Consider the following 18,533-nt stretch of genomic DNA (forward strand, 5'->3'; position numbering starts at 1 on the left):
ATGAAAGAATTCGATTACGAACAGGACTTTAAGAGCATTGATTTCCGCCAGCATCCTGAGCTTTATCAGGTAGGACGCGGCGAGCAGGGTGTGTTGATGGTGGAGCCTTATAAGGGTGAGATCCTCCCTCACTGGCGCTTTCGCACGCCTGAAATCGCCCGCGCCTCGGCTGACGAAATTATGAAACTGTTTGAGGCTTACCGCGCCAGCGATGATTTTGTCGGCATGGATATGGCGCGTAAGTTTATTCAGATGGGGTATACCCGCGCCAGACGCTATGCCAATCACAAGGGCGGCCGCAAGTATGATAAGGATCGCCTGGTACTACCGCGTGAGCTGAACGAAGAGAAGGCCGCGGCGGCTGCTATTTTTAAAGCGGAGTGGGACAAGCTACGGGCCGATGCGGACTATCTGGCCCGGAAGAAGGCGCATCAGGCGAAATATGGCTGAGCCTGGCCGCGTCAGGTGTATTGGGCTAAACCCCTGCCGCGTCATGTGTAGCTGGCTAAAGCCAGCCGCTTCACCTGAGGTTGTCGATACAAAAAACCGCCGGTCGAAACCGGCGGTGAGCAGGGGAATAGAGGCTAGATTTTAGATGCCCACAGATCGTATTCGTCGGCGTTATCCACCTTCACGCGAATAATGTCACCGGGCTTCACGCTAAACTCTCCGTTCAGATAGACCGCGCCGTCTATTTCAGGGGCGTCGGCCATGCTGCGGCCAATCGCGCCTTCCTCATCCACTTCGTCGATAATCACCAGAATCTCACGACCAATTTTCTCCTGCAGACGCTCAGCAGAAATAGCCTGCTGTAGCTGCATAAAGCGATCGTAACGCTCCTCTTTTACCGACTCCGGCACCGGGTCCGGCAGCTGGTTGGCCGTTGCACCTTCGACCGGGCTGTATTTGAAGCAGCCAACGCGATCCAGCCGCGCTTCCTTAAGGAAATCCAACAGCATCTGGAACTCTTCTTCCGTTTCGCCGGGGAAGCCGACAATAAAGGTCGAGCGAAGCGTCAGTTCAGGGCAAATTTGACGCCAGCGCTTGATACGCTCCAGCGTACGCTCTACGGCACCTGGTCGCTTCATCAGCTTGAGAATGCGCGGGCTGGCATGCTGAAGCGGAATGTCGAGATAGGGCAGCAGCTTGCCCTCTGCCATCAGCGGGATCACATCGTCAACGTGCGGGTAAGGGTAGACGTAGTGCAGTCGCACCCATACGCCCAGCTTCGCCAGCTGTTCGCACAGGCTGACCATACTGGTTTTAACCGGCTGACCGTTCCAGAAGCCGGTACGGTGTTTAACGTCGACGCCATAGGCCGATGTATCCTGCGAGATCACCAGCAGCTCTTTGACCCCGGCTTCCGCCAGACGACGGGCCTCGTCGAGCACCGAGCCGATAGGGCGGCTGTCCAGATCGCCACGCATAGAGGGGATGATGCAGAAGGTGCAGCGATGGTTGCAGCCTTCGGAAATTTTCAGATAGGCATAGTGGCGCGGCGTCAGCTTCACACCCTGTTCCGGCACCAGGCTGGTGAACGGATTATGCTGTGGCTTAGGCACGTAGCGATGCACGTGGGACAGCACCTGCTCATAGCTGTGAGGGCCGGTAATTTCCAGCACTTTCGGATGCACTTCCCGGATCTGGTTCTCCTTCGCGCCCAGGCAGCCGGTAACAATGACCTTACCGTTCTCATTCAGCGCTTCGCCAATCGCTTCCAGCGACTCCTGCACCGCGCTGTCGATAAAGCCGCAGGTGTTAACGATAACGATTTCCGCATCGTCATAGCGCGGCACAACTTCATATCCTTCCGTACGCAACTCGGTGAGGATCCGTTCAGAGTCGACCAGGTTTTTTGGGCAGCCCAGCGAGACGAAACCGACCCGTGGTGCCATTGTTGTAGTTTGCGACATAGCTCATTTCCAGTTCAGCACAGCAATTTGCGCGGGATTTTACCGGGGTCGAAGCAAAATTTATACAGCAATGTTAATAACAGAGGGGATTAAAGGGGCTAGAGTCCTTCAGGGAGGCTTAGAATTGCTATGGCCTTACCCGGCAATAGTGGATACGTCGCTAAGTGAGTAAACCCTCGATCAGACGTCGCTCATATGACAATGTCTGTATCAACTAACAGGAAGCCAGGTAAACAGCACAGGGCCCAGTTTCGTCAGGAGGTACTGAAGCTTGACAACAGCATTGGACAATTCAAAGAGTCTTATTACTGGCAAATAGTTACAGCTGCTTTTAAGCAAAGAGAAAGCTTTATTTGTGGCGCTATCTCGTTTTTCCCTCCAGGCTAAATCCTTGATCGTAGTTAGAATGAGTGTGTATACTTCCTTAAGTATAGGGATTACAGGAAAGTAATACATAATGATTCAAATGAGTATGACCTATGATGATGATGCCAGACGTTCAGGCAAGGCAGTACTTACAGTGTATGGGATAGGTACATTCTCAGTACTTTCTGGACGTGAGAAATTCATCAATAACATTAATTGTTCCTATATTACTGATTACGGTTCGATCCCAGTTGGGGATTACTGGATAGTCAAAATGCCGTCCTCAGGTTTTGCCAACACGGTGCTACGCGAGTTAAAGGATCTTGTTAACCACACAAACCACGATGAATGGTTCGGCCTGTTTAGTGCTCAAACCATGTCAGATAGCGTTTTTGTAAATGGCGTAAAGCGTGGGCAGTTCAGACTACACCCGTTAAGGCCAGATGGCTCAGGTGAATCATGGGGATGTATAACTTTCTTCAAGGTTAGTGATTTTCAACAAGTCAGAAGAGCATTACTTCGTACTCAGCAATGTAAAGTACCTGGATCCCGTTCAGGTTTGATGGCTTACGGAAAAGTATCTGTAAAAGGAGTGCCAGATTTTGCGAAGTGTAATGTTTAGAATAATTACCGCGATTGTCTGTGTAGTAATAGCATTCTGTGTTACTACATGGATCAAGCCAATAAACCAACTTTATCTCTGGTCTTCTTCAGAACTGTTTGATGTCTTGCGATCAAATAATATTATTACAAAGGACTATGAGTGGGGTATGGACCCGGCAAGCAATATCATGCTGGTGATCTTCATTGTCGTTATAGCGATAGTACTTTCAGTCCTATTCGGATTTGTTCGAAAAAAAATATGAATATTGTCCATTAATTTTAATTATTTGATGTGATGATTTATTGAAAGAGCTATGTATACTGTTGTCGCCCCGTATGCGTCACGGGAATTGTTATGAGTCACCTCTGGTTGAGAGTTTACTCACTTAGTCGCGTGTCCATTATTGCTGGGTAAGATCAAAGTTCGGTGACCGCCTGAGCGATCACCTTTAATGCGGTGGCAATTTCACAGAATTATTTACAGGGTCTGGAAGTACTGACATAAATCATGGGTCGCGAGAACCAGGATAACGACCTTCAGTACTGACCAGACGCATTCTAACGGCCTGGAATGTCAGTACAACCGTTATTTAACCCCGTAGAATGCGTCTTATGAAGCTTATTCGCGGTTTTCTTTAATGTTCCAGCTTGATTGGGTTTCTGGTCCTTTACCGCCAGTAGTCGATTGTTCCCAGTACTGAGTTTTGACCTTCGCAGCCTGGAACTGGTAAGTCATGCCAACAAGATCACGCTGACTTGCACCATTGAACATTGCATCAACGATTAGCACATCCTCAAGAGTAATACGGCAGTACTCAATCTGAGTTCCTCCGGCCTTACAAATTGCCAGCTCAACCTTGCTGATGTGTTTACCGTTGGAGACATAACGCATAATTGCAGGGATAGCCTTGTCGATGCTGGCGTGTACTGTAAGATCACGGTACTGAACCTTTCCAGCTCCGCCACCACCGCCCACACTCATGTTTCCTGCCTGGCTTGCCCCCCAGGAGAAGGAGTCAATATTGATCCAGCCCTTATGGTTAGAATCCAGTGACTCGCCGTTGATGCCATCAATTCTCAGGTAAAGATCGGTACTCATATTCAAAACTCCCTTTGATTACTCAATACTATCTGTTTAAATAAAGTACTGATCATATGATGACACAAAGGCACGGTTATGGACAACTACGTGAATCCCAGAAGGTTTTCAGACTACTATCTGACAATGGCAAACCTTCAGGCAAATCAATTGTATAGCATTGCTAATACACTATCCTTGCTGCATATCCAGGACGCGCTGTTAAGGATAAATTTTAAAGATGAAATTCAATCATTTATCACTCTTCAGCTTGATGTTATTCGCTCTGCGAGTACCGATAATGAGTGCCAGGCTTGCATACAGAATCTCAAGCAAGAGCATGAATATTTGACTATACAAGACAGGATGCTACGTTCAGGTCATGCAGTAGTTTCTGCTTCTGTTCAGTTCTATCATGATCATGAAAAAATCATCGGTTATGTCATAGATGGTATAGGTGTTGTACTGGGTGGGTTGCAGATGGTTGCAGGTGCGACTTTAATTGCAGGCTCTGTAGCGACTGGGAATATAATCGGAATTGTAGCTGGGGGTAGTCTGGTTCTGAATGGTGCTGGTTCAGCTATAGAAAGTACGGAAAAACTTCTTGGACGTGCTAATCCAACAAGCTTCATGCAAAATGCATATGAAGATGTGGCTGAATTTATGGGCTTTGACAAAAGATTGGGGTTTTTAGCTTATCAGGCTATTGATTTTACAACATCGTATTATGGGGTTTTGAAGTTAACTTTGAAACCTGAGTCCTGGAGACTATTCAACTATCTTCCTTCCGATTATTACAGGAAAGTTCAGGCAATGAGTAAACCAGCTCTCATACTCAAAGGAACTGGTGCAGCAAAGAAAGGTATAGATATTGGAAAAAATCTTAACGATATGAATACTGACCACAAGTAATTTTTACTTTTTCTTAGCTATATAGCGATGTGCTTTCCATGCCAATTTAATTGGGGTGACGATATAAATAACCGTCACTCCAAAACAAATAACTAACAGGTAGATGAAAAAGTTTTCCGCTGTGTCATATATTCTGCCAAGCAAGGCAATAACTACCATTAGTAACATCCCAATGACACCACCCCAAAAACGCTTGCTTAGGTCAAGTACTATGGAAGCTAACGTCTGATCCTTCGTTGGAACATTCTCAACTATTGCTCTTAAGCGAGTTATATCTTTCTCAGTGAAGCCGTTCGCCTTAAGATCATTTACAAAATCCATATCGTTCAAAATTGACCCCACTTATGAAATTTAACCAATTAGTGTCATTCTAACATACTTTTTTAATGTAGAAACCTGAAATATATGATTAAGATGCGCATTATGTGGCTAAGATTACGATTGGTATGGGTGGGGATATTAATCTTGAAGGCGTGAATCTTAGATGATATATATCACATAGCCCTGCATGCTCTTTGGAAATTCTTCTGCAAACATTTTTGCATCAGGGTAACCTGATCTTACCCGCATAATGTGGACACAGCACTGTTTTACTTTTTGAGAACAAATCAGTTTATCATGAGGGATGACGAATGGCGTATGGAACCTGCAAGAAATATTACGTGAGTCATCTTCGTTGTGGTTATACCGGCAGGAATTTCTTTACTTTTTGGTTCGTTAATAAAAATATTAGATTCCCATCTGATTAAATTGAAATAATGAGATGTGATGATTTGTCTAAATAACTGCAAATAGGGGGTAAAGTTTTTATAGCATGCCGATAAAGATTAATCCCAAACAATAATCCTCGCTGGGCTATAAAATGTGGGCTTATGGGGGATCGGGTGATATGGGCATCGGATAGTCAAAATACTTATCCGATCCCAAACAACCCCGACGGCCCCTGAACCCCCGATTAATGTTTTGTAAAACTTCCACGCGCTTTGACACCTTTTACTAGATTTATCTGATGCTTCCCATCAGGAGAAAGGTATGTCCCGATTCGTTAAATTGAGTTTTCTGGCCGTCGCGCTGACCCTGAGTCAGGGGGCAGCGGCGCAGAAAGTGACCGTAGAAGAGCTGCAGAAAGGATTGGATCACCCCTGGTCGCTGGCGTTTATGCCGGATGGCCAGAGTATGCTGATTACCGAACGTGCGGGACAGCTGCGCCTCTGGCAGCCCGGAAAGGGGTTGTCACAGCCGGTTAGCGGCGTGCCGAAGGTGTGGGCGCAGCGTCAGGGTGGCCTGCTTGACGTGGCGCTGGCGCCGGACTTTACGCAGAGTCGTCGCGTCTGGCTTACGTGGACCGAAGCGGACAGTCAGGGCAGGGCAGGTGCTGCGGTGGGCTACGGATCGCTAAGCCAGGACAGCCGCCAGCTTACAGATTTTCGGGTGGTCCTTCGCCAGCAGCCGAGGCTCTCCAGCGGTGCTAATTTGGGATCCAGGCTGGCCTTTGATGATAAGGGATATCTCTATATTACCTTTGGCGATAATTTCCACGCTGAAACGGCTCAGGATCCCGCGTCACTGACCGGCAAAGTAATACGGCTGAATGCCGATGGTAGCGTGCCGAATGATAATCCTTTTGTCGGCAAAGCCGGGGCGCGGAGCGAAGTCTGGACCTGGGGGATGCGTAATCCTCAGGGGCTGGCGCTAAACCCCTGGACGCATGAGATGTGGGAAAGTGAGCACGGCCCGCGCGGCGGAGACGAGGTTAATATCCTCAGCAAGGGCAAGAATTACGGCTGGCCGCTCGCCACCTGGGGCATTGACTACAGCGGGGAAAAAGTCCCGGGATCGAAAGGGGGCAGGGTGGCAGGCACCGAGCAGCCTGCGTTTTGGTGGAAGGTGTCACCCGCCATCAGCGGCATGGCGTTCTATAACAGCCCGCGCTTTCCGCAGTGGAAAAATGGCTTATTTATCGGCGCGCTTAAGCAGCAGAGCCTGATCCACCTGACGGTGGACGGCAAAAACATTGAGGAAAAAGAGCGCCTGCTGGCCGATCGTAAGGAGCGCATCCGTGACGTGAGAACGGGGCCGGATGGCTACCTGTATGTGCTGACGGATGAGAACGACGGCAAGCTGCTTAAAGTTGGTCTGGCGGAGTCATCCGGCCAGTAGCGCGCTGTGGAAGCCGCTCTCTGACCGGTGTCACATTTCTCCGCTATGGTCCTGAGAAGCAGTTCTCTGACCCAGCTTTACATTTCTCCGCCATGGTCCTGAGAAGCGGCTCTCTGACCCGGCGTAATATCTCACCGCCACGCCCGGCAGAAGGGGTTATCTGACCCAGTTGCACACTTCCCAGCCACGCTGCTGTGCCAGGGTGTGCAGGGGCTGGGCCGGGTTTATAACCCAGGCGTGATCGGCGTGTTCCAGCATCGCCAGGTCATTTAACGAGTCGCTGTAGGCCCAGGTGCGGTTAAATTTCCCTTTCTGCTGGCCGTTAAGCCACTCCTGCAGGCGGGTGACTTTGCCCTCTTTATAGGTCATTGTGCCGTAGGTTTTTCCACTGTAGCGGTCATCCACAATCTCAACGCCAATGGCCAGTGCATCATGAGCGCCAAGCTGCTGCGCGATAGGCGTCACCAGATGTTCGCCGCTGGCTGAAATGACCAGAATGGTATCACCGCGCTGCTGATGCCAGCTCATGCGCTCGCGGGCAGCCGGGTAAACGCGGGGAAGGATATCGCGATGAACAAACCGACGAACCCAGCCGGAAACGGTTAACGTACCCATGCCGGCTAGCGGTGCCAGGATGGTCTGCATATAGGCTTCTATCGACAGCGAGCCCGCATAGTATTGTTCCATCAGTGCCTGCTCCTGCTCGATCAGCTCAGGTGGAGCAAACCCCTGGGAGACCAGCCAGCGTAGCCACAAACCGGTGCTGTCTTCACTAATAAGGGTTTCATCAAGGTCGAAAAGGGCTAAATCCATGGTGTTGCTCCTAAGCCAGATTGACCTCAGGGTAACGGAATTATGTGATGCACTTAACTGTTTTGGAAAAATTCGGAATTTAGCCTGGTTTCGCTGGCGGTGAAGGCGAAAAAACCGCCACTTCGATGTCATTGTCAGGTTATTATCTAATAAACTCTAAAAATCTTTACTCTACTGCTGTTCAAATTTGAGCATAGAAACGATAGCGTAGCAGGACATGTGCCCGTCATCGCTGTGAAAATTCTTACCTTTCAAATGGATATCTGGTCCCACCATGAAGAAATCGCTCATCTCCGTAAGCTACACGCTCTCCGCCTCCGCGTCATTAATGCTGCTAACCTTATCTTTTGCCCATGCAGAAGAGGCACCTGCTCCGCCCGAAATCAATGCGAAAGCCTGGATCCTGATGGATTACAACAGCGGCAAAGTGCTGACGGAATCTCATGCTGACGATCGTCTCGATCCCGCCAGCCTGACCAAAATGATGGCCAGCTATGTGGCCGGACAGGCGCTCAGGTCGGGTAAAATTACCAACGACGATATGGTCACCGTGGGCAAAGATGCCTGGGCAACCGGCAATCCTATCCTGCAGGGCTCGTCGCTGATGTTTCTGAAGCCTGGCGATCGCATTCCGGTCTCCGAACTGAATAAGGGCATTATTATCCAGTCCGGCAACGATGCCAGCATTGCGCTGGCCGACTATGTGGCGGGTAGCCAGGATGCATTTGTCGGGCTGATGAACAATTACGTTAAGGCGCTGGGCCTGCAAAATACCCATTTCAAAACCGTGCATGGCCTGGATTCTGACGGGCAGTACAGTACCGCGCGCGATATGGCGCTGATTGGCCAGGCGCTAATTCGCGACGTTCCGGCAGAGTACGCCCTGCATAAAGAGAAAGAGTTCACCTTTAACCATATTCGCCAGTACAACCGCAATCGCCTGCTGTGGAGCACTAACCTTAAGGTAGACGGCATTAAAACTGGCCATACCAACGGCGCGGGAAATAATCTTGTCGCCTCGGCGACGGATGGCGATCAGCGACTGATCTCCGTGGTGCTGGGCGCGGCGACCGACGGTATTCGCTTTCGTGAGAGTGAAAAGCTGCTGACCTGGGGCTTCCGTTTTTACGAAACCGTTACGCCGATCAAGGCCGACAAGCCTTTTTCCACCCAGCGGGTCTGGTTTGGCGATAAAAAAGAGGTCAATCTCGGCGTTGCGAAGGATGCAGCGATTACTCTGCCTAAGGGACAGATGAAAAATCTGAAAGCCAGCTTTACGCTCTCTCAGCCGCAGCTCACCGCGCCGCTTAAGAAAAATCAGCAGGTTGGCGTCATCGACTTCCAGCTCAACGGCAAGACGATTGAACAACGGCCGCTGGTGGCGATGGAGGCAGTCGAAGAGGGGGGCTTTTTCAGTCGCGCCTGGGATTTCGTAATGATGAAGCTGAGTAGCGTGTTTGGGAAGTGGTTTTCCTGACCGGCAGCAATAATGGTGAGTAAGAAAGAGCGGCCTGCGTGGCCGCTCTTTTGTTACAGCTAAAACAGGTCCCAGGCGATGGCAGAGATGGCAATCAGACCCACCAGCACCACAAACAGGTTGCTGATTTTACCGCTGTACTGGCGCATGGCCGGCACCTTATGGATGGCATACATCGGCATCAGAAACAGCAGAATCGCGATAATCGGGCCGCCCAGGGTTTCAATCATCCCCAGGATACTCGGGTTTAGCGTCGCCACCAGCCAGGTGGTCAGCAGCATAAAGAGGGCGGTGATTCTGTTCAGCTTATGCTCGGAAAGATCCTTCCCTCGTTTGCCAAGCGATTTTACCATCAGGCCGTTAAAGCCTTCCCGCGCGCCAAGATAGTGCCCAAGAAAGGATTTAGTGATTGCCACCATCGCAATAACGGGCGCCAGCCAGGCCATCAGCGGGGTATCGAAATGGTTAGCCAGGTAGGAAAGAATCGAAATATTTTGTGCTTTCGCTTCGGCAAGGTTCGCTGGTGACAGGCTGAGCACGCAGCTGAAGACGAAAAACATCACCGTTAGCACCATCATCAGATGGCTGCGGGCAAGAATGCGCGAACACTTCTTCTCAGCGTAGTCGCCATACTCTTCACGTTTTGCAACGGCGAAGGCGGAGATAATCGGCGAGTGGTTAAAGGAAAAAACCATCACCGGAATGGCCAGCCACAGCGTCATCCACAGCCCTTTACCGCTGCCCGCCATGCTGACGTGCTGGAATATAGAGCTGTTCCAGTGCGGGATCAGACAGAGTGCCAGCGCCATCAGCACCAGCACAAAAGGATAGACCAGCACGCTCATGGTCTTCACGATCATCTCTTTACCAAAGCGCACGATGGTCATCAGCCCGACGATCAGGATCAGCGCCAGCAGCGCCCTCGGCGGAGCCGTTAGGTGTAGCTGATGGGTGAGAAAGCTCTCCACGGTGTTGGTGATCGCCACGCTATAGACCAGCAGGATAGGATAGATGGCAAAGAAATAGAGCAGGGTCAGCAGCTTCCCGGCACCGGCACCAAAATGCTCTTCCACCACGCCGGTGATGTCTTCGCCGCGGCTTTTACCGGAGAGAACAAAGCGACACAGGCCGCGGTGAGCAAAAAAGGTCATGGGAAATGCCAGCAGCGCCATGATGACCAGTGGGATAAGTCCGCCAATACCGGCGTTGATCGGTAGAAAAAGTACGCCTGCTCCTATTGCCGTCCCGTACAGGCCCAGCATCCACATCGTATCGCTTTTGCGCCAGGCCGCAGCCTCTTCTGCTACCGGCACATTAAGCGTGGCCGCCTTAGATGATTCCATAATGATCTCCATATTAAAAACAGTGAAGTAAACCGCTCCTGCCTGCGATATCACCTGATGCGGTCGCGCAATTTAGTTCACTCTTTTCCCGAGACGGCGACACTCTACCACCAGAATGAGAAGAAGGAAGAGGGCAGAAGGGAGTTTCTGGCGATCCTAATCACAGTTATGACAATGTTTCTGGGGTTATATACTGGTCGCGCGTTATTGATGGGGTTTAATCGCTGGCTGGACGGGGTTTTACTGGTGTATAAAACTGAGTTATCGACGGGTTTGATTGATTAAATCGTGGGCTGTTTGCGGATTTTATCAGCGGGCTACATCGTAACCCGCTAATATCATGCGGAGAAGAAAGCTTAGGATGAAAACCTGTTCCACCCTTTTTTATCACGTTAGTCGCGCACCCAGCCTTTACGGATAGGGAACGCAAAGACTACGCGATAGAGCCAGGAGATATTTTCCAGCAGTCGTCTGCCGCAGAAATACCAGGCCACCTGAGCGAACAGGCAGGAGAGCATGCCAACCAGCAGGCCGCCGAGCATATCCATCGGCCAGTGTACGCCGAGATAAATTCGTGACCAGGCGATGGCCGCCCCGATCAGCATCAGCATGATGCCGGACCAGACGCGATGCCAGCACATAAAGGCAATGGCAAAGGTAAAAATTGCCGTGCCGTGATCGCTTGGATAAGAGTCATCGGGCGCATGATGCAGAAACTGATAGCCCAGGCCGATCATAAAGGGACGCGGATGCGGGTACAGATTGCCAATACACCATGAGATAGTGAGCGCATAGCCCAGTGCGATACCGGTTTTCAACACCAGTTCGCGCTGAGAGTTCAGCTGGCCTTTGGGCCCCCAGAGCCACAGTGCAACGATAAGCACTGGCACGATTGCAATCAGATCGCGGGCAATAAGGGTTGCCAGGGTGATCAGCCATCCGGGCGACTCTGGTGTGGCGTTGATCCAGAGAAACAGCGTCCGGTTTAGCTCTTCCATCATGATTATTTCCTCGTCATATTAAGCAGATACGAAACGCATCCGAAAGTAAAACACTGGCTTAGCCAAACCCACCAGCCAGCCCATAAATTGTGAGACAAAAAGTGCGCGCCGCGCATAATCTGACCAAAACCCATTAGCATCCCCAGCGCAGCGCCGACAAAAAAACAGAGCCAGGCCAGTTTTGGCCGCTGTGGCCAGAACCAGAAAAATAGCGCCATCACGCCAAAGCCGCTTGACGCATGACCGCCCGGGAAACAGTCACCCGGGCCGCTCCCCGGCGGTATGGCCGAAAACAGCGGGTAAGAGACTGCCTTGCCGCCAAATTCGATCAGATCCCAGGGGCAGGAGTGCGCGCTGGTCGCTTTAAGGATCCCGACAACCAGCGGGCCGACGCCGATCAACACCGTGACCAATATCAGTCTGCTGTTCCGCCTGACGATACCCGCCATCAGGGCCACCACCGCCAGCACAATCACCGTATCCTTCAGCAGCGTATGGTTTATCAGATTGAGCCAGCGATTCTCCTTTAGCGGAAACTGCTGCGTGAGCGGGTCGAACCATTCACGGCTGATAGCCATATCCCAGCGGCCATCTCGCGATATCCACGTAAACAGGACGGCGGCAATCGCGAGCCATAACAGCTGGATAAGGTAAAAGCGAACAGGTAAAAGGTAAACAGACCTATTCCTAATTGGTAAAGCGGTTGTGCGTTTGTTAAGGATCAAGGGCAGTGACATAAGCGAGTTTTTCATGAAGACAAAAATGCATGGTGCTGAAATGCGATTAAGGAAACATTAAGAACAGGGAGGGGGATGAGTGGCAGAAAGAAAAAAACCCGCTAATCATTCGATTAACGGGCTCCACAATTTGGGGATTTCAAAGAAAAGCAGTGGCACTAATTAGGACTGCGCGCTTAATTAAAAGTTCTCAGAAATTCCTAAATATTTTTTAACCGCCTGCCATTGGCCAGATTATAACGATTAGCGTCCCGGCTAAGGTGAGCAAAACGTTAGCAATGGCATAGGTACCGGCGTAGCCAAGGGCAGGAATGTTACTGCGGGCGGTATCACTGATAATTTCCATTGCCGGGGCGCAGGTGCGGGCACCCATAATGGCACCAAATAGCAGGGCGCGGTTCATTTTAAGCACCCAGGCGCCGAACATAAAGCTGATAACCACCGGCAGCAGACTCACCACCAGGCCCGCCCCCAGCATCAGCAGGCCGGTATCTCCCAGGCCATGCGACAAGCCGCTTCCTGCACTCAGCCCCACGCCCGCCATAAAGACCATCAGGCCAAACTCCTTCACCATCGTCAGCGCCCCCTGCGGGATATAACCGAAGGTGGGATGGTTGGCGCGCAGAAAGCCGAGCAGGATCCCGGAAAATAATAACCCGGCGGCATTACCAATACTAAAATTAAAGTTACTGAATTGCAGAGTGATCATACCAATCATCAGCCCGATAATGAAAAAGGCGCAAAAGGCGAGAAGATCGGTGACCTGACTGTGAATTGAGATAAATCCTATGCGGTCAGCGACGGATTTAACGCGTCGTGCCTCACCGCTTATTTGTAAGACGTCGCCTTTATTCAGAATAATACTGTCGTCTATTGGCATTTCTATCTGACTGCGAATAACCCGGTTAAGAAAGCAGCCGTGATCGGTTAGCTTGAGCTGGCTAAGACGTTTATTCACCGCATTATTATTTTTAACCACGATCTCTTCATTAACGATCCGCATGTCCAGCAGATCGCGATCGAAGACTTCTTTGCCATTGCGAAAGCTGGGATCAAGGCGGGAGTGCGCATCGGGATAGCCTACCAGAGAGATCTCATCGCCCTGTTGCAGCACGGCGTCACCGTCCGGACTGGCGAGAATGCCGTTACGTCTGATGCGTTCGATATAGCAGCCCGTATGGCGATAGATACCAAGTTCACGCAGATTTTTGCCATCGGTCCAGGCGACCAGCTCAGGGCCGACGCGGTAGGCGCGGATGACAGGCAGATAAACTTTGCGCTGACTGTCAGGGTCCAGGCCGCGTTCGCGGGCAATCTGCTGAGCACTGGTGGGAAGATCCTGATGCTGCATCTTCGGCATATAGCGTGCGCCAACGATCAGACTCACCAGCCCCACCAGGTAGGTGAGCGCGTAGCCGAGGCTAAGATTATTTTGCGCCTGAGTCAGCAACGGTCCGGCGTGCAGCGTTTGTCGCAGCGTATCGCCCGCGCCGACCAGCACCGGCGTGGAGGTCATTGAGCCTGCCAGCATGCCGGCAGTCAGTCCGATGTCCCAGCCAAACAGTTTTCCCAGCCCAAGCGCAATAATGACTGCGCTGCCAACCATCACCGTAGCCAGCATCAAATAATTTTTGCCGTCGCGGAAGAAAATTGAGAAAAAGTTAGGTCCGGCTTCGACGCCAACGCAAAAAATAAATAACATAAAGCCCAGATTAAGGGCGTTGGTATTGATACCAAAATGCTGCTGGCCGAGCAGAAGAGAAACCACTAAAACGCCAATGGAATTGCCCAGTTGGACAGAGCCAAGCCGCAGTTTACCCAGGCATAGCCCAAGAGCCAGAACGACAAATAATAACAGAATGTCATTTCCACTTAACAACTCTGCGACGTTTATATTCACGGTTTAACTTCTTATTTACTAGTAACGTGTTGAAAAAAAGGGTTTTTTGCGCTAGATTTAACGCGCTGCCGTCAGAGCAGCGGCAACGTTCAGGATTATCCGCGTATTACAGTTCAGCATCTGTAAAACGGTCGCCATTTTAATCGCTTCACTCTTTTTCAGCCAGTAAAAGCCGCGCTCATTTACGCGGTTCTTTGTAACTTCTTTAACAGAGACAAGGCGGTGGACTATTGTGGCCAGCATACGAGATAAATTGCCGGGAGAAGATCCTGTGGTGTTTAAAGGTGTGTCCTGGATGGGCGTGGCAGGCTGTTTTATCCTTTATTGCGTCATTTTTCTGGCGGTACGTTATGAAATGGGTAGCGAAACGCACGCCTATTCTCATGCGCAGCTGGGTCTGCTGATGTTTGCTATCCCCGGTGCGATTGCGGCGCTAACCACCAAAGAATCTCCGCTGACGGTAGCCCTGTTAGGCCCGCTGCTGGCGACGCCATGCTGCCTGCTGATTCTGCATCTGCGCCTTTTTAGCGGGTGCATCGCGCTGCTTCAGGAGCTGGCGTTTATGACCAGCGGGGTGTTTTGGTGTGGTTCCGGGGCGCTTGTCGTGATGCTGTGTCGTTCATTGATTACGCATCAGCACGATTAACCGTCCCGGACGGGCAAAGATATGCACTCAGGGCAGTTAAGGCGTAAAAAAAGAGGGCCGATACGGTATCGGCCCTCTTTTTATGGCTGCCCCCTCAGCGCGGGGCGCAGCGGAATTCTGCGTGATTACTGGAACAGGCCCAGGTTCTCTTTGGCGTAGGCTTCAAACTCTGTGCAGCCGCCGATATGGGTCTGATCGAGGAAAATCTGCGGCACGGTTTCAACCGGCTTACCCACGGTTTTCTCCAGGTCGGCTTTGGTGATCCCCTCAGCATGGATATCCACATAGCGGAAGTTGAAGTCTTCACGCTCTTCGGTAAGTTTCTCTGCCAGCTCTTTCGCACGTACACAGTATGGGCAGGCCGGGCGTCCAAAAATGACTGCAAACATGTGTTTCTCCTCAGGGTCGAAATTTTATATGTGATGTAGATCACATCTTATAGGTCGCTGGTGCCTATGATGCCCGCATCAAATGGATAAGGGAAGAAGGTATTGCCTGTCGCATTGATTTGCACAGGCTATAGGGCGATTGGCGGGGGCTGCGGCGGTTTGACAAGGAATTATACATTTTCAACGTTACCCGTAACCGCTGCACCTGCTACCCTTGGTCTCCTCAGTGTATCAACGCTTTCACTACGCCGTCGCGCGTAAAACAGGAGTGCACCATGACGCCAACCATCGAGCTGCTTTGCTCCCACCGCTCAATTCGCGCCTTTACGGACAAACCCATTGCAGATGACCAGCGCGAGGCGATTCTTAATGCGGCACAGTCGGCTTCAAGCTCCAGCTTTTTGCAGTGCTCATCGATTATCCGTATCACCCATCCGCAGCTGCGCGAACAGCTGGTTACGCTGACCGGCGGTCAGAAGTATGTCGGCCAGGCAGCGGAGTTCTGGGTGTTCTGCGCCGATTTCAATCGTAATCAGCAAATTTGCCCGGACGCGCAGCTGGGGCTGGCTGAGCAACTGCTGCTTGGCTGCGTCGATACCGCCTTGATGGGGCAAAATGCCATGGTCGCCGCCGAGTCATTAGGGCTGGGCGGCGTATTTATCGGCGGCATTCGCAATGCCATCGCCGAGGTGACCGAGCTGCTGGGCCTGCCTAAATATGTTCTGCCGCTATTCGGTCTCTGCCTCGGCACCCCGGATCAGGCTCCGCAGCATAAACCACGGATGCCGACGGCGATGCTGGTCCATGAAAACCGCTATCAGCCGATCGATCCTCAGGTGCTGGCGGACTACGACAACGCGCAGGAAGAGTATTACCTCACGCGCGAAAGTAACCCGCGTCGCGAGAGCTGGAGCGAGCATATCCAGAAGACGATTATCAAAGAGAGCCGTCCGTTTATGCTGGCGTATCTGCATCAGCAGGGCTGGGCAACGCGCTAGTAGTGAAAGTCGTCTGAGAGGAGCGCCCTGGTTTCTGTCTGAAAACGCGCGAGCGAGTGCTTATTTACGTCGCAGTCGTGGTGTTTGACCGCATTTTTCCGTAAGCTAGGGCGCAATTTTAAGGCGGTATGAGACAAATCACATGGATTCACTCGTCGTTCCAGATATTGACGTAATACGACGTTGGCTGGATCAGCAAAGCATCACCTGGTTTGAGTGTGACTCGTGCCAGGCGCTCCATCTGCCGCATATGCAAAATTTTGATGGGGTATTTGATGCCAAGCTCGATCTTATGGATGGCGTCATCCTGTTTTCCGCGCTTGCAGAAGTTAAACCGACCGCGCTTATCCCGCTGGTAGGCGACCTGTCACAAATCAATGCATCCTCGCTGACCGTAAAGGCTTTTGTCGATATTCAGGATGATAATCTGCCCAAGCTGATTGTCTGTCAGTCGCTGAATGTCACGGCGGGGGTGACCTATGGCCAGTTCGCGCACTTTATGAAGCAGAGTGAAGAGCAGATTTCAATGGTGGTGCTGGAAGCCTTTGCTAATCAGCTACTGGTGGTCGGCGATGACGACGAAGAGGATCGCAGCGCGATTGTCAGCTCACACGCGCTACTCCATTAACCGGTCCGCTTAGTCATCCTGTACGCCTTACTCTCTGTCTAACCGCCTTCTTTTAGCAGGCGGTTAACTCTAATCTTCACGCCAGCCTGCACCGTTCCTGCCTTAAACCCTTTTTTATCCTGCCGAATGCCCTTTACTACCAGATATTTATCGTCACTCAGGCCGGGTCTGGCCGATCCCGTAGAGGGAAAGTGCATGAAAATTCGATAAATGCTGTTTTTTACGCCAGGGGCTGGCCTCCAGTGCCACTGAGGACTATTCTTGCGAAGCAACGTTATATGCATGACGTAGACTGGGCTGGCGTTTTTCATCCCGGCGGCAGAGTGAATAAACATTCACTGATTGCCCCTGCCGTGCCGGGCGTCTGCCGTTTTGCTTGTTTGAAAAAGCTGTGGTTACCTCTGGTGCGGAGAATGGAAAATATGCTTAATCAACCTAAAAAGTGGCTGTCGGGCGTGGCGGCTGCCGTGCTGCTGGCCGTTTCAGCGGGTGCTGGCGCGGCCGATAAGACGCTGCACGTGTATAACTGGTCTGATTATATTTCACCCGATACGGTTCCCGGCTTTGAAAAGCAGAGCGGGATCCACGTGGTGTATGACGTTTTTGACTCTAATGAAGTGCTGGAAGGCAAACTGATGGCGGGCAGTACCGGCTACGATGTGGTGGTGCCTTCGTCCAGCTTTCTCGCCCGTCAGCTTCAGTCCGGGGTATTTCAGCCGCTGGATAAAAGCAAGCTGCCAAACTATAACAACCTCGATCCCGATTTGCTGAAGAAGCTGGAACAGCACGATCCGGGTAATAAATTCGCCATTCCCTACCTGTGGGCGACCACGGGCATTGGTTACAACGTTGATAAGGTGAAGGCCGCGCTGGGTAAAGATGCGCCGGTTAACAGCTGGGATCTGGTGCTTAAGCCGGAAAATCTCGAAAAACTGAAAAGCTGCGGCGTCTCATTCCTGGATGCGCCGGAAGAGATTTTTGCCACCGTGCTTAACTACCTCGGTAAAGATCCTAACAGTAGCGATGCCAAAGATTACTCGGGGGCGGCAACGGATCTGCTGATGAAACTCCGGCCTAATATTCGCTACTTCCACTCGTCTCAGTATATAAACGACCTTGCCAACGGGAATACCTGTGTGGCGATCGGCTGGGCCGGGGATGTATTGCAGGCGAAGAAACGCGCGGCTGATGCGAAAAACGGCGTCAATATTGCCTACAGTATTCCAAAAGAGGGGGCGCTGGCCTTCTTCGATACCCTGGCTATTCCTAAAGATGCTAAAAATGTCGATGAGGCCTATCAGTTCCTGAATTATTTACTGGAACCAAAGGTCATTGCCGACATCTCCAACAAGGTGTTCTACGCTAATGGTAATAAGGCATCGCTGCCCTTTATCAGTGCGGATATCCGCAATAATCCGGGCATCTTCCCCACGCCCGAGACAATGGCGAAACTCTTTGTGCTGAAGGTACAGGATCCGAAACTGGACCGCGTACGCACCCGCGCGTGGACGCGCGTTAAAAGCGGCAAGTAACGGCCGCCCGGGCAACGCTCATATAACGCGGCAGATA

General features: G+C 51.3%; 19 protein-coding genes. 9 read left to right on the top strand and 10 right to left on the bottom strand.

Going from position 1 to position 18,533, the window contains the following annotated elements; translation table 11 throughout:
- Entirely contained in the window at positions 1-450 is a 450-nt protein-coding gene (locus AAGR22_RS08200) for a DUF4385 domain-containing protein (RefSeq protein ID WP_067702701.1), read from the top strand.
- Between the two features lie 134 nt (positions 451-584).
- Here the strand turns inward: AAGR22_RS08200 and rimO are convergent, their stop codons facing one another.
- A complete protein-coding gene (gene rimO, locus AAGR22_RS08205; RefSeq protein WP_345831237.1) occupies positions 585-1,913 on the bottom strand; it encodes a 30S ribosomal protein S12 methylthiotransferase RimO in 1,329 nt (442 codons plus the stop codon).
- 457 nt (positions 1,914-2,370) lie between these two features.
- On the opposite strand from rimO, the gene AAGR22_RS08210 reads away from it, so the two are divergent.
- On the top strand, positions 2,371-2,901 hold the full coding sequence (locus AAGR22_RS08210) for a DUF2778 domain-containing protein (protein WP_345831238.1): 531 nt from the start codon (positions 2,371-2,373) through the stop codon (positions 2,899-2,901).
- 600 nt (positions 2,902-3,501) lie between these two features.
- Here AAGR22_RS08210 and AAGR22_RS08215 read toward each other — a convergent pair.
- The gene (locus AAGR22_RS08215; RefSeq protein ID WP_345831239.1) at positions 3,502-3,981 is read right to left on the bottom strand and encodes a type VI secretion system tube protein Hcp; all 480 of its coding nucleotides are present in this window, start codon (positions 3,979-3,981) and stop codon (positions 3,502-3,504) included.
- A gap of 78 nt (positions 3,982-4,059) precedes the next feature.
- Between AAGR22_RS08215 and AAGR22_RS08220 the strand changes: the two genes are divergently transcribed.
- Positions 4,060-4,872, top strand: coding sequence for a DUF4225 domain-containing protein (locus tag AAGR22_RS08220; RefSeq protein ID WP_345831240.1), 813 nt, complete (start codon positions 4,060-4,062; stop codon positions 4,870-4,872).
- Between the two features lie 3 nt (positions 4,873-4,875).
- On the opposite strand, the gene AAGR22_RS08225 is transcribed toward AAGR22_RS08220, so the two are convergent.
- Positions 4,876-5,202 (bottom strand): hypothetical protein, encoded by a 327-nt coding sequence (locus AAGR22_RS08225; RefSeq protein WP_345831241.1) that lies wholly within the window; start codon positions 5,200-5,202, stop codon positions 4,876-4,878.
- Between the two features lie 702 nt (positions 5,203-5,904).
- On the opposite strand from AAGR22_RS08225, the gene AAGR22_RS08230 reads away from it, so the two are divergent.
- On the top strand, positions 5,905-7,032 hold the full coding sequence (locus tag AAGR22_RS08230) for a PQQ-dependent sugar dehydrogenase (RefSeq protein WP_345831242.1): 1,128 nt from the start codon (positions 5,905-5,907) through the stop codon (positions 7,030-7,032).
- Between the two features lie 156 nt (positions 7,033-7,188).
- Here AAGR22_RS08230 and AAGR22_RS08235 read toward each other — a convergent pair whose 3' ends face one another.
- Complete coding sequence (locus tag AAGR22_RS08235) at positions 7,189-7,845, bottom strand: HAD family hydrolase (protein ID WP_345831243.1); 657 nt, start codon at positions 7,843-7,845, stop codon at positions 7,189-7,191.
- Between the two features lie 274 nt (positions 7,846-8,119).
- On the opposite strand from AAGR22_RS08235, the gene AAGR22_RS08240 reads away from it, so the two are divergent.
- Positions 8,120-9,322 carry a serine hydrolase gene (locus AAGR22_RS08240; protein WP_345831244.1) on the top strand — a complete coding sequence of 401 codons (1,203 nt, stop codon included), beginning with the start codon at positions 8,120-8,122 and terminating at the stop codon, positions 9,320-9,322.
- Positions 9,323-9,381: 59 nt separating this feature from the next.
- Here AAGR22_RS08240 and AAGR22_RS08245 read toward each other — a convergent pair whose 3' ends face one another.
- The 4 genes from AAGR22_RS08245 to AAGR22_RS08260 form a co-directional block, all read right to left on the bottom strand.
- Positions 9,382-10,665: an HAAAP family serine/threonine permease gene (locus tag AAGR22_RS08245; protein ID WP_345831245.1), complete on the bottom strand. Its 1,284-nt coding sequence runs from the start codon at positions 10,663-10,665 to the stop codon at positions 9,382-9,384.
- Positions 10,666-11,057: 392 nt separating this feature from the next.
- Positions 11,058-11,663, bottom strand: coding sequence for an undecaprenyl-diphosphate phosphatase (ybjG, locus tag AAGR22_RS08250; RefSeq protein WP_067703680.1), 606 nt, complete (start codon positions 11,661-11,663; stop codon positions 11,058-11,060).
- 5 nt (positions 11,664-11,668) lie between these two features.
- On the bottom strand, positions 11,669-12,403 hold the full coding sequence (locus AAGR22_RS08255) for a phosphatase PAP2 family protein (RefSeq protein ID WP_345831246.1): 735 nt from the start codon (positions 12,401-12,403) through the stop codon (positions 11,669-11,671).
- 211 nt (positions 12,404-12,614) lie between these two features.
- Entirely contained in the window at positions 12,615-14,303 is a 1,689-nt protein-coding gene (locus AAGR22_RS08260; protein WP_067702738.1) for an aspartate:alanine antiporter, read from the bottom strand.
- Between the two features lie 232 nt (positions 14,304-14,535).
- On the opposite strand from AAGR22_RS08260, the gene ybjM reads away from it, so the two are divergent.
- A complete protein-coding gene (gene ybjM / locus AAGR22_RS08265) occupies positions 14,536-14,949 on the top strand; it encodes an inner membrane protein YbjM (RefSeq protein WP_345831247.1) in 414 nt (137 codons plus the stop codon).
- A gap of 125 nt (positions 14,950-15,074) precedes the next feature.
- Here the strand turns inward: ybjM and AAGR22_RS08270 are convergent, their stop codons facing one another.
- Complete coding sequence (locus tag AAGR22_RS08270; RefSeq protein WP_067702747.1) at positions 15,075-15,338, bottom strand: GrxA family glutaredoxin; 264 nt, start codon at positions 15,336-15,338, stop codon at positions 15,075-15,077.
- Positions 15,339-15,613: 275 nt separating this feature from the next.
- On the opposite strand from AAGR22_RS08270, the gene nfsA reads away from it, so the two are divergent.
- Both nfsA and AAGR22_RS08280 read left to right on the top strand, forming a co-directional pair.
- On the top strand, positions 15,614-16,336 hold the full coding sequence (nfsA, locus tag AAGR22_RS08275) for an oxygen-insensitive NADPH nitroreductase (protein ID WP_345831248.1): 723 nt from the start codon (positions 15,614-15,616) through the stop codon (positions 16,334-16,336).
- A 142-nt stretch (positions 16,337-16,478) separates the two neighbouring features.
- On the top strand, positions 16,479-16,964 hold the full coding sequence (locus AAGR22_RS08280) for a YbjN domain-containing protein (protein ID WP_345831249.1): 486 nt from the start codon (positions 16,479-16,481) through the stop codon (positions 16,962-16,964).
- Positions 16,965-17,002: 38 nt separating this feature from the next.
- On the opposite strand, the gene AAGR22_RS08285 is transcribed toward AAGR22_RS08280, so the two are convergent.
- On the bottom strand, positions 17,003-17,161 hold the full coding sequence (locus tag AAGR22_RS08285; protein ID WP_345831250.1) for a hypothetical protein: 159 nt from the start codon (positions 17,159-17,161) through the stop codon (positions 17,003-17,005).
- 225 nt (positions 17,162-17,386) lie between these two features.
- Between AAGR22_RS08285 and potF the strand changes: the two genes are divergently transcribed.
- Positions 17,387-18,496: a spermidine/putrescine ABC transporter substrate-binding protein PotF gene (gene potF, locus AAGR22_RS08290; RefSeq protein WP_067703683.1), complete on the top strand. Its 1,110-nt coding sequence runs from the start codon at positions 17,387-17,389 to the stop codon at positions 18,494-18,496.
- The last annotated feature ends 37 nt before the right edge of the window (positions 18,497-18,533 follow it).

The organism is Erwinia sp. HDF1-3R, assembly GCF_039621855.1.
Classification (GTDB): domain Bacteria; phylum Pseudomonadota; class Gammaproteobacteria; order Enterobacterales; family Enterobacteriaceae; genus Erwinia.

What these genes read in the sequence shown, in the direction of transcription:
- AAGR22_RS08200 (WP_067702701.1), top strand. Translation starts at nt 1, where the DNA reads ATGAAAGAATTCGATTACGAACAGGACTTTAAGAGCATTGATTTCCGC.
- rimO (WP_345831237.1), bottom strand. Translation starts at nt 1,913, where the DNA reads ATGTCGCAAACTACAACAATGGCACCACGGGTCGGTTTCGTCTCGCTG.
- AAGR22_RS08210 (WP_345831238.1), top strand. Translation starts at nt 2,371, where the DNA reads ATGATTCAAATGAGTATGACCTATGATGATGATGCCAGACGTTCAGGC.
- AAGR22_RS08215 (WP_345831239.1), bottom strand. Translation starts at nt 3,981, where the DNA reads ATGAGTACCGATCTTTACCTGAGAATTGATGGCATCAACGGCGAGTCA.
- AAGR22_RS08220 (WP_345831240.1), top strand. Translation starts at nt 4,060, where the DNA reads ATGGACAACTACGTGAATCCCAGAAGGTTTTCAGACTACTATCTGACA.
- AAGR22_RS08230 (WP_345831242.1), top strand. Translation starts at nt 5,905, where the DNA reads ATGTCCCGATTCGTTAAATTGAGTTTTCTGGCCGTCGCGCTGACCCTG.
- AAGR22_RS08235 (WP_345831243.1), bottom strand. Translation starts at nt 7,845, where the DNA reads ATGGATTTAGCCCTTTTCGACCTTGATGAAACCCTTATTAGTGAAGAC.
- AAGR22_RS08240 (WP_345831244.1), top strand. Translation starts at nt 8,120, where the DNA reads ATGAAGAAATCGCTCATCTCCGTAAGCTACACGCTCTCCGCCTCCGCG.
- AAGR22_RS08245 (WP_345831245.1), bottom strand. Translation starts at nt 10,665, where the DNA reads ATGGAATCATCTAAGGCGGCCACGCTTAATGTGCCGGTAGCAGAAGAG.
- ybjG (WP_067703680.1), bottom strand. Translation starts at nt 11,663, where the DNA reads ATGGAAGAGCTAAACCGGACGCTGTTTCTCTGGATCAACGCCACACCA.
- AAGR22_RS08255 (WP_345831246.1), bottom strand. Translation starts at nt 12,403, where the DNA reads ATGTCACTGCCCTTGATCCTTAACAAACGCACAACCGCTTTACCAATT.
- AAGR22_RS08270 (WP_067702747.1), bottom strand. Translation starts at nt 15,338, where the DNA reads ATGTTTGCAGTCATTTTTGGACGCCCGGCCTGCCCATACTGTGTACGT.
- nfsA (WP_345831248.1), top strand. Translation starts at nt 15,614, where the DNA reads ATGACGCCAACCATCGAGCTGCTTTGCTCCCACCGCTCAATTCGCGCC.
- AAGR22_RS08280 (WP_345831249.1), top strand. Translation starts at nt 16,479, where the DNA reads ATGGATTCACTCGTCGTTCCAGATATTGACGTAATACGACGTTGGCTG.
- AAGR22_RS08285 (WP_345831250.1), bottom strand. Translation starts at nt 17,161, where the DNA reads ATGCACTTTCCCTCTACGGGATCGGCCAGACCCGGCCTGAGTGACGAT.
- potF (WP_067703683.1), top strand. Translation starts at nt 17,387, where the DNA reads ATGCTTAATCAACCTAAAAAGTGGCTGTCGGGCGTGGCGGCTGCCGTG.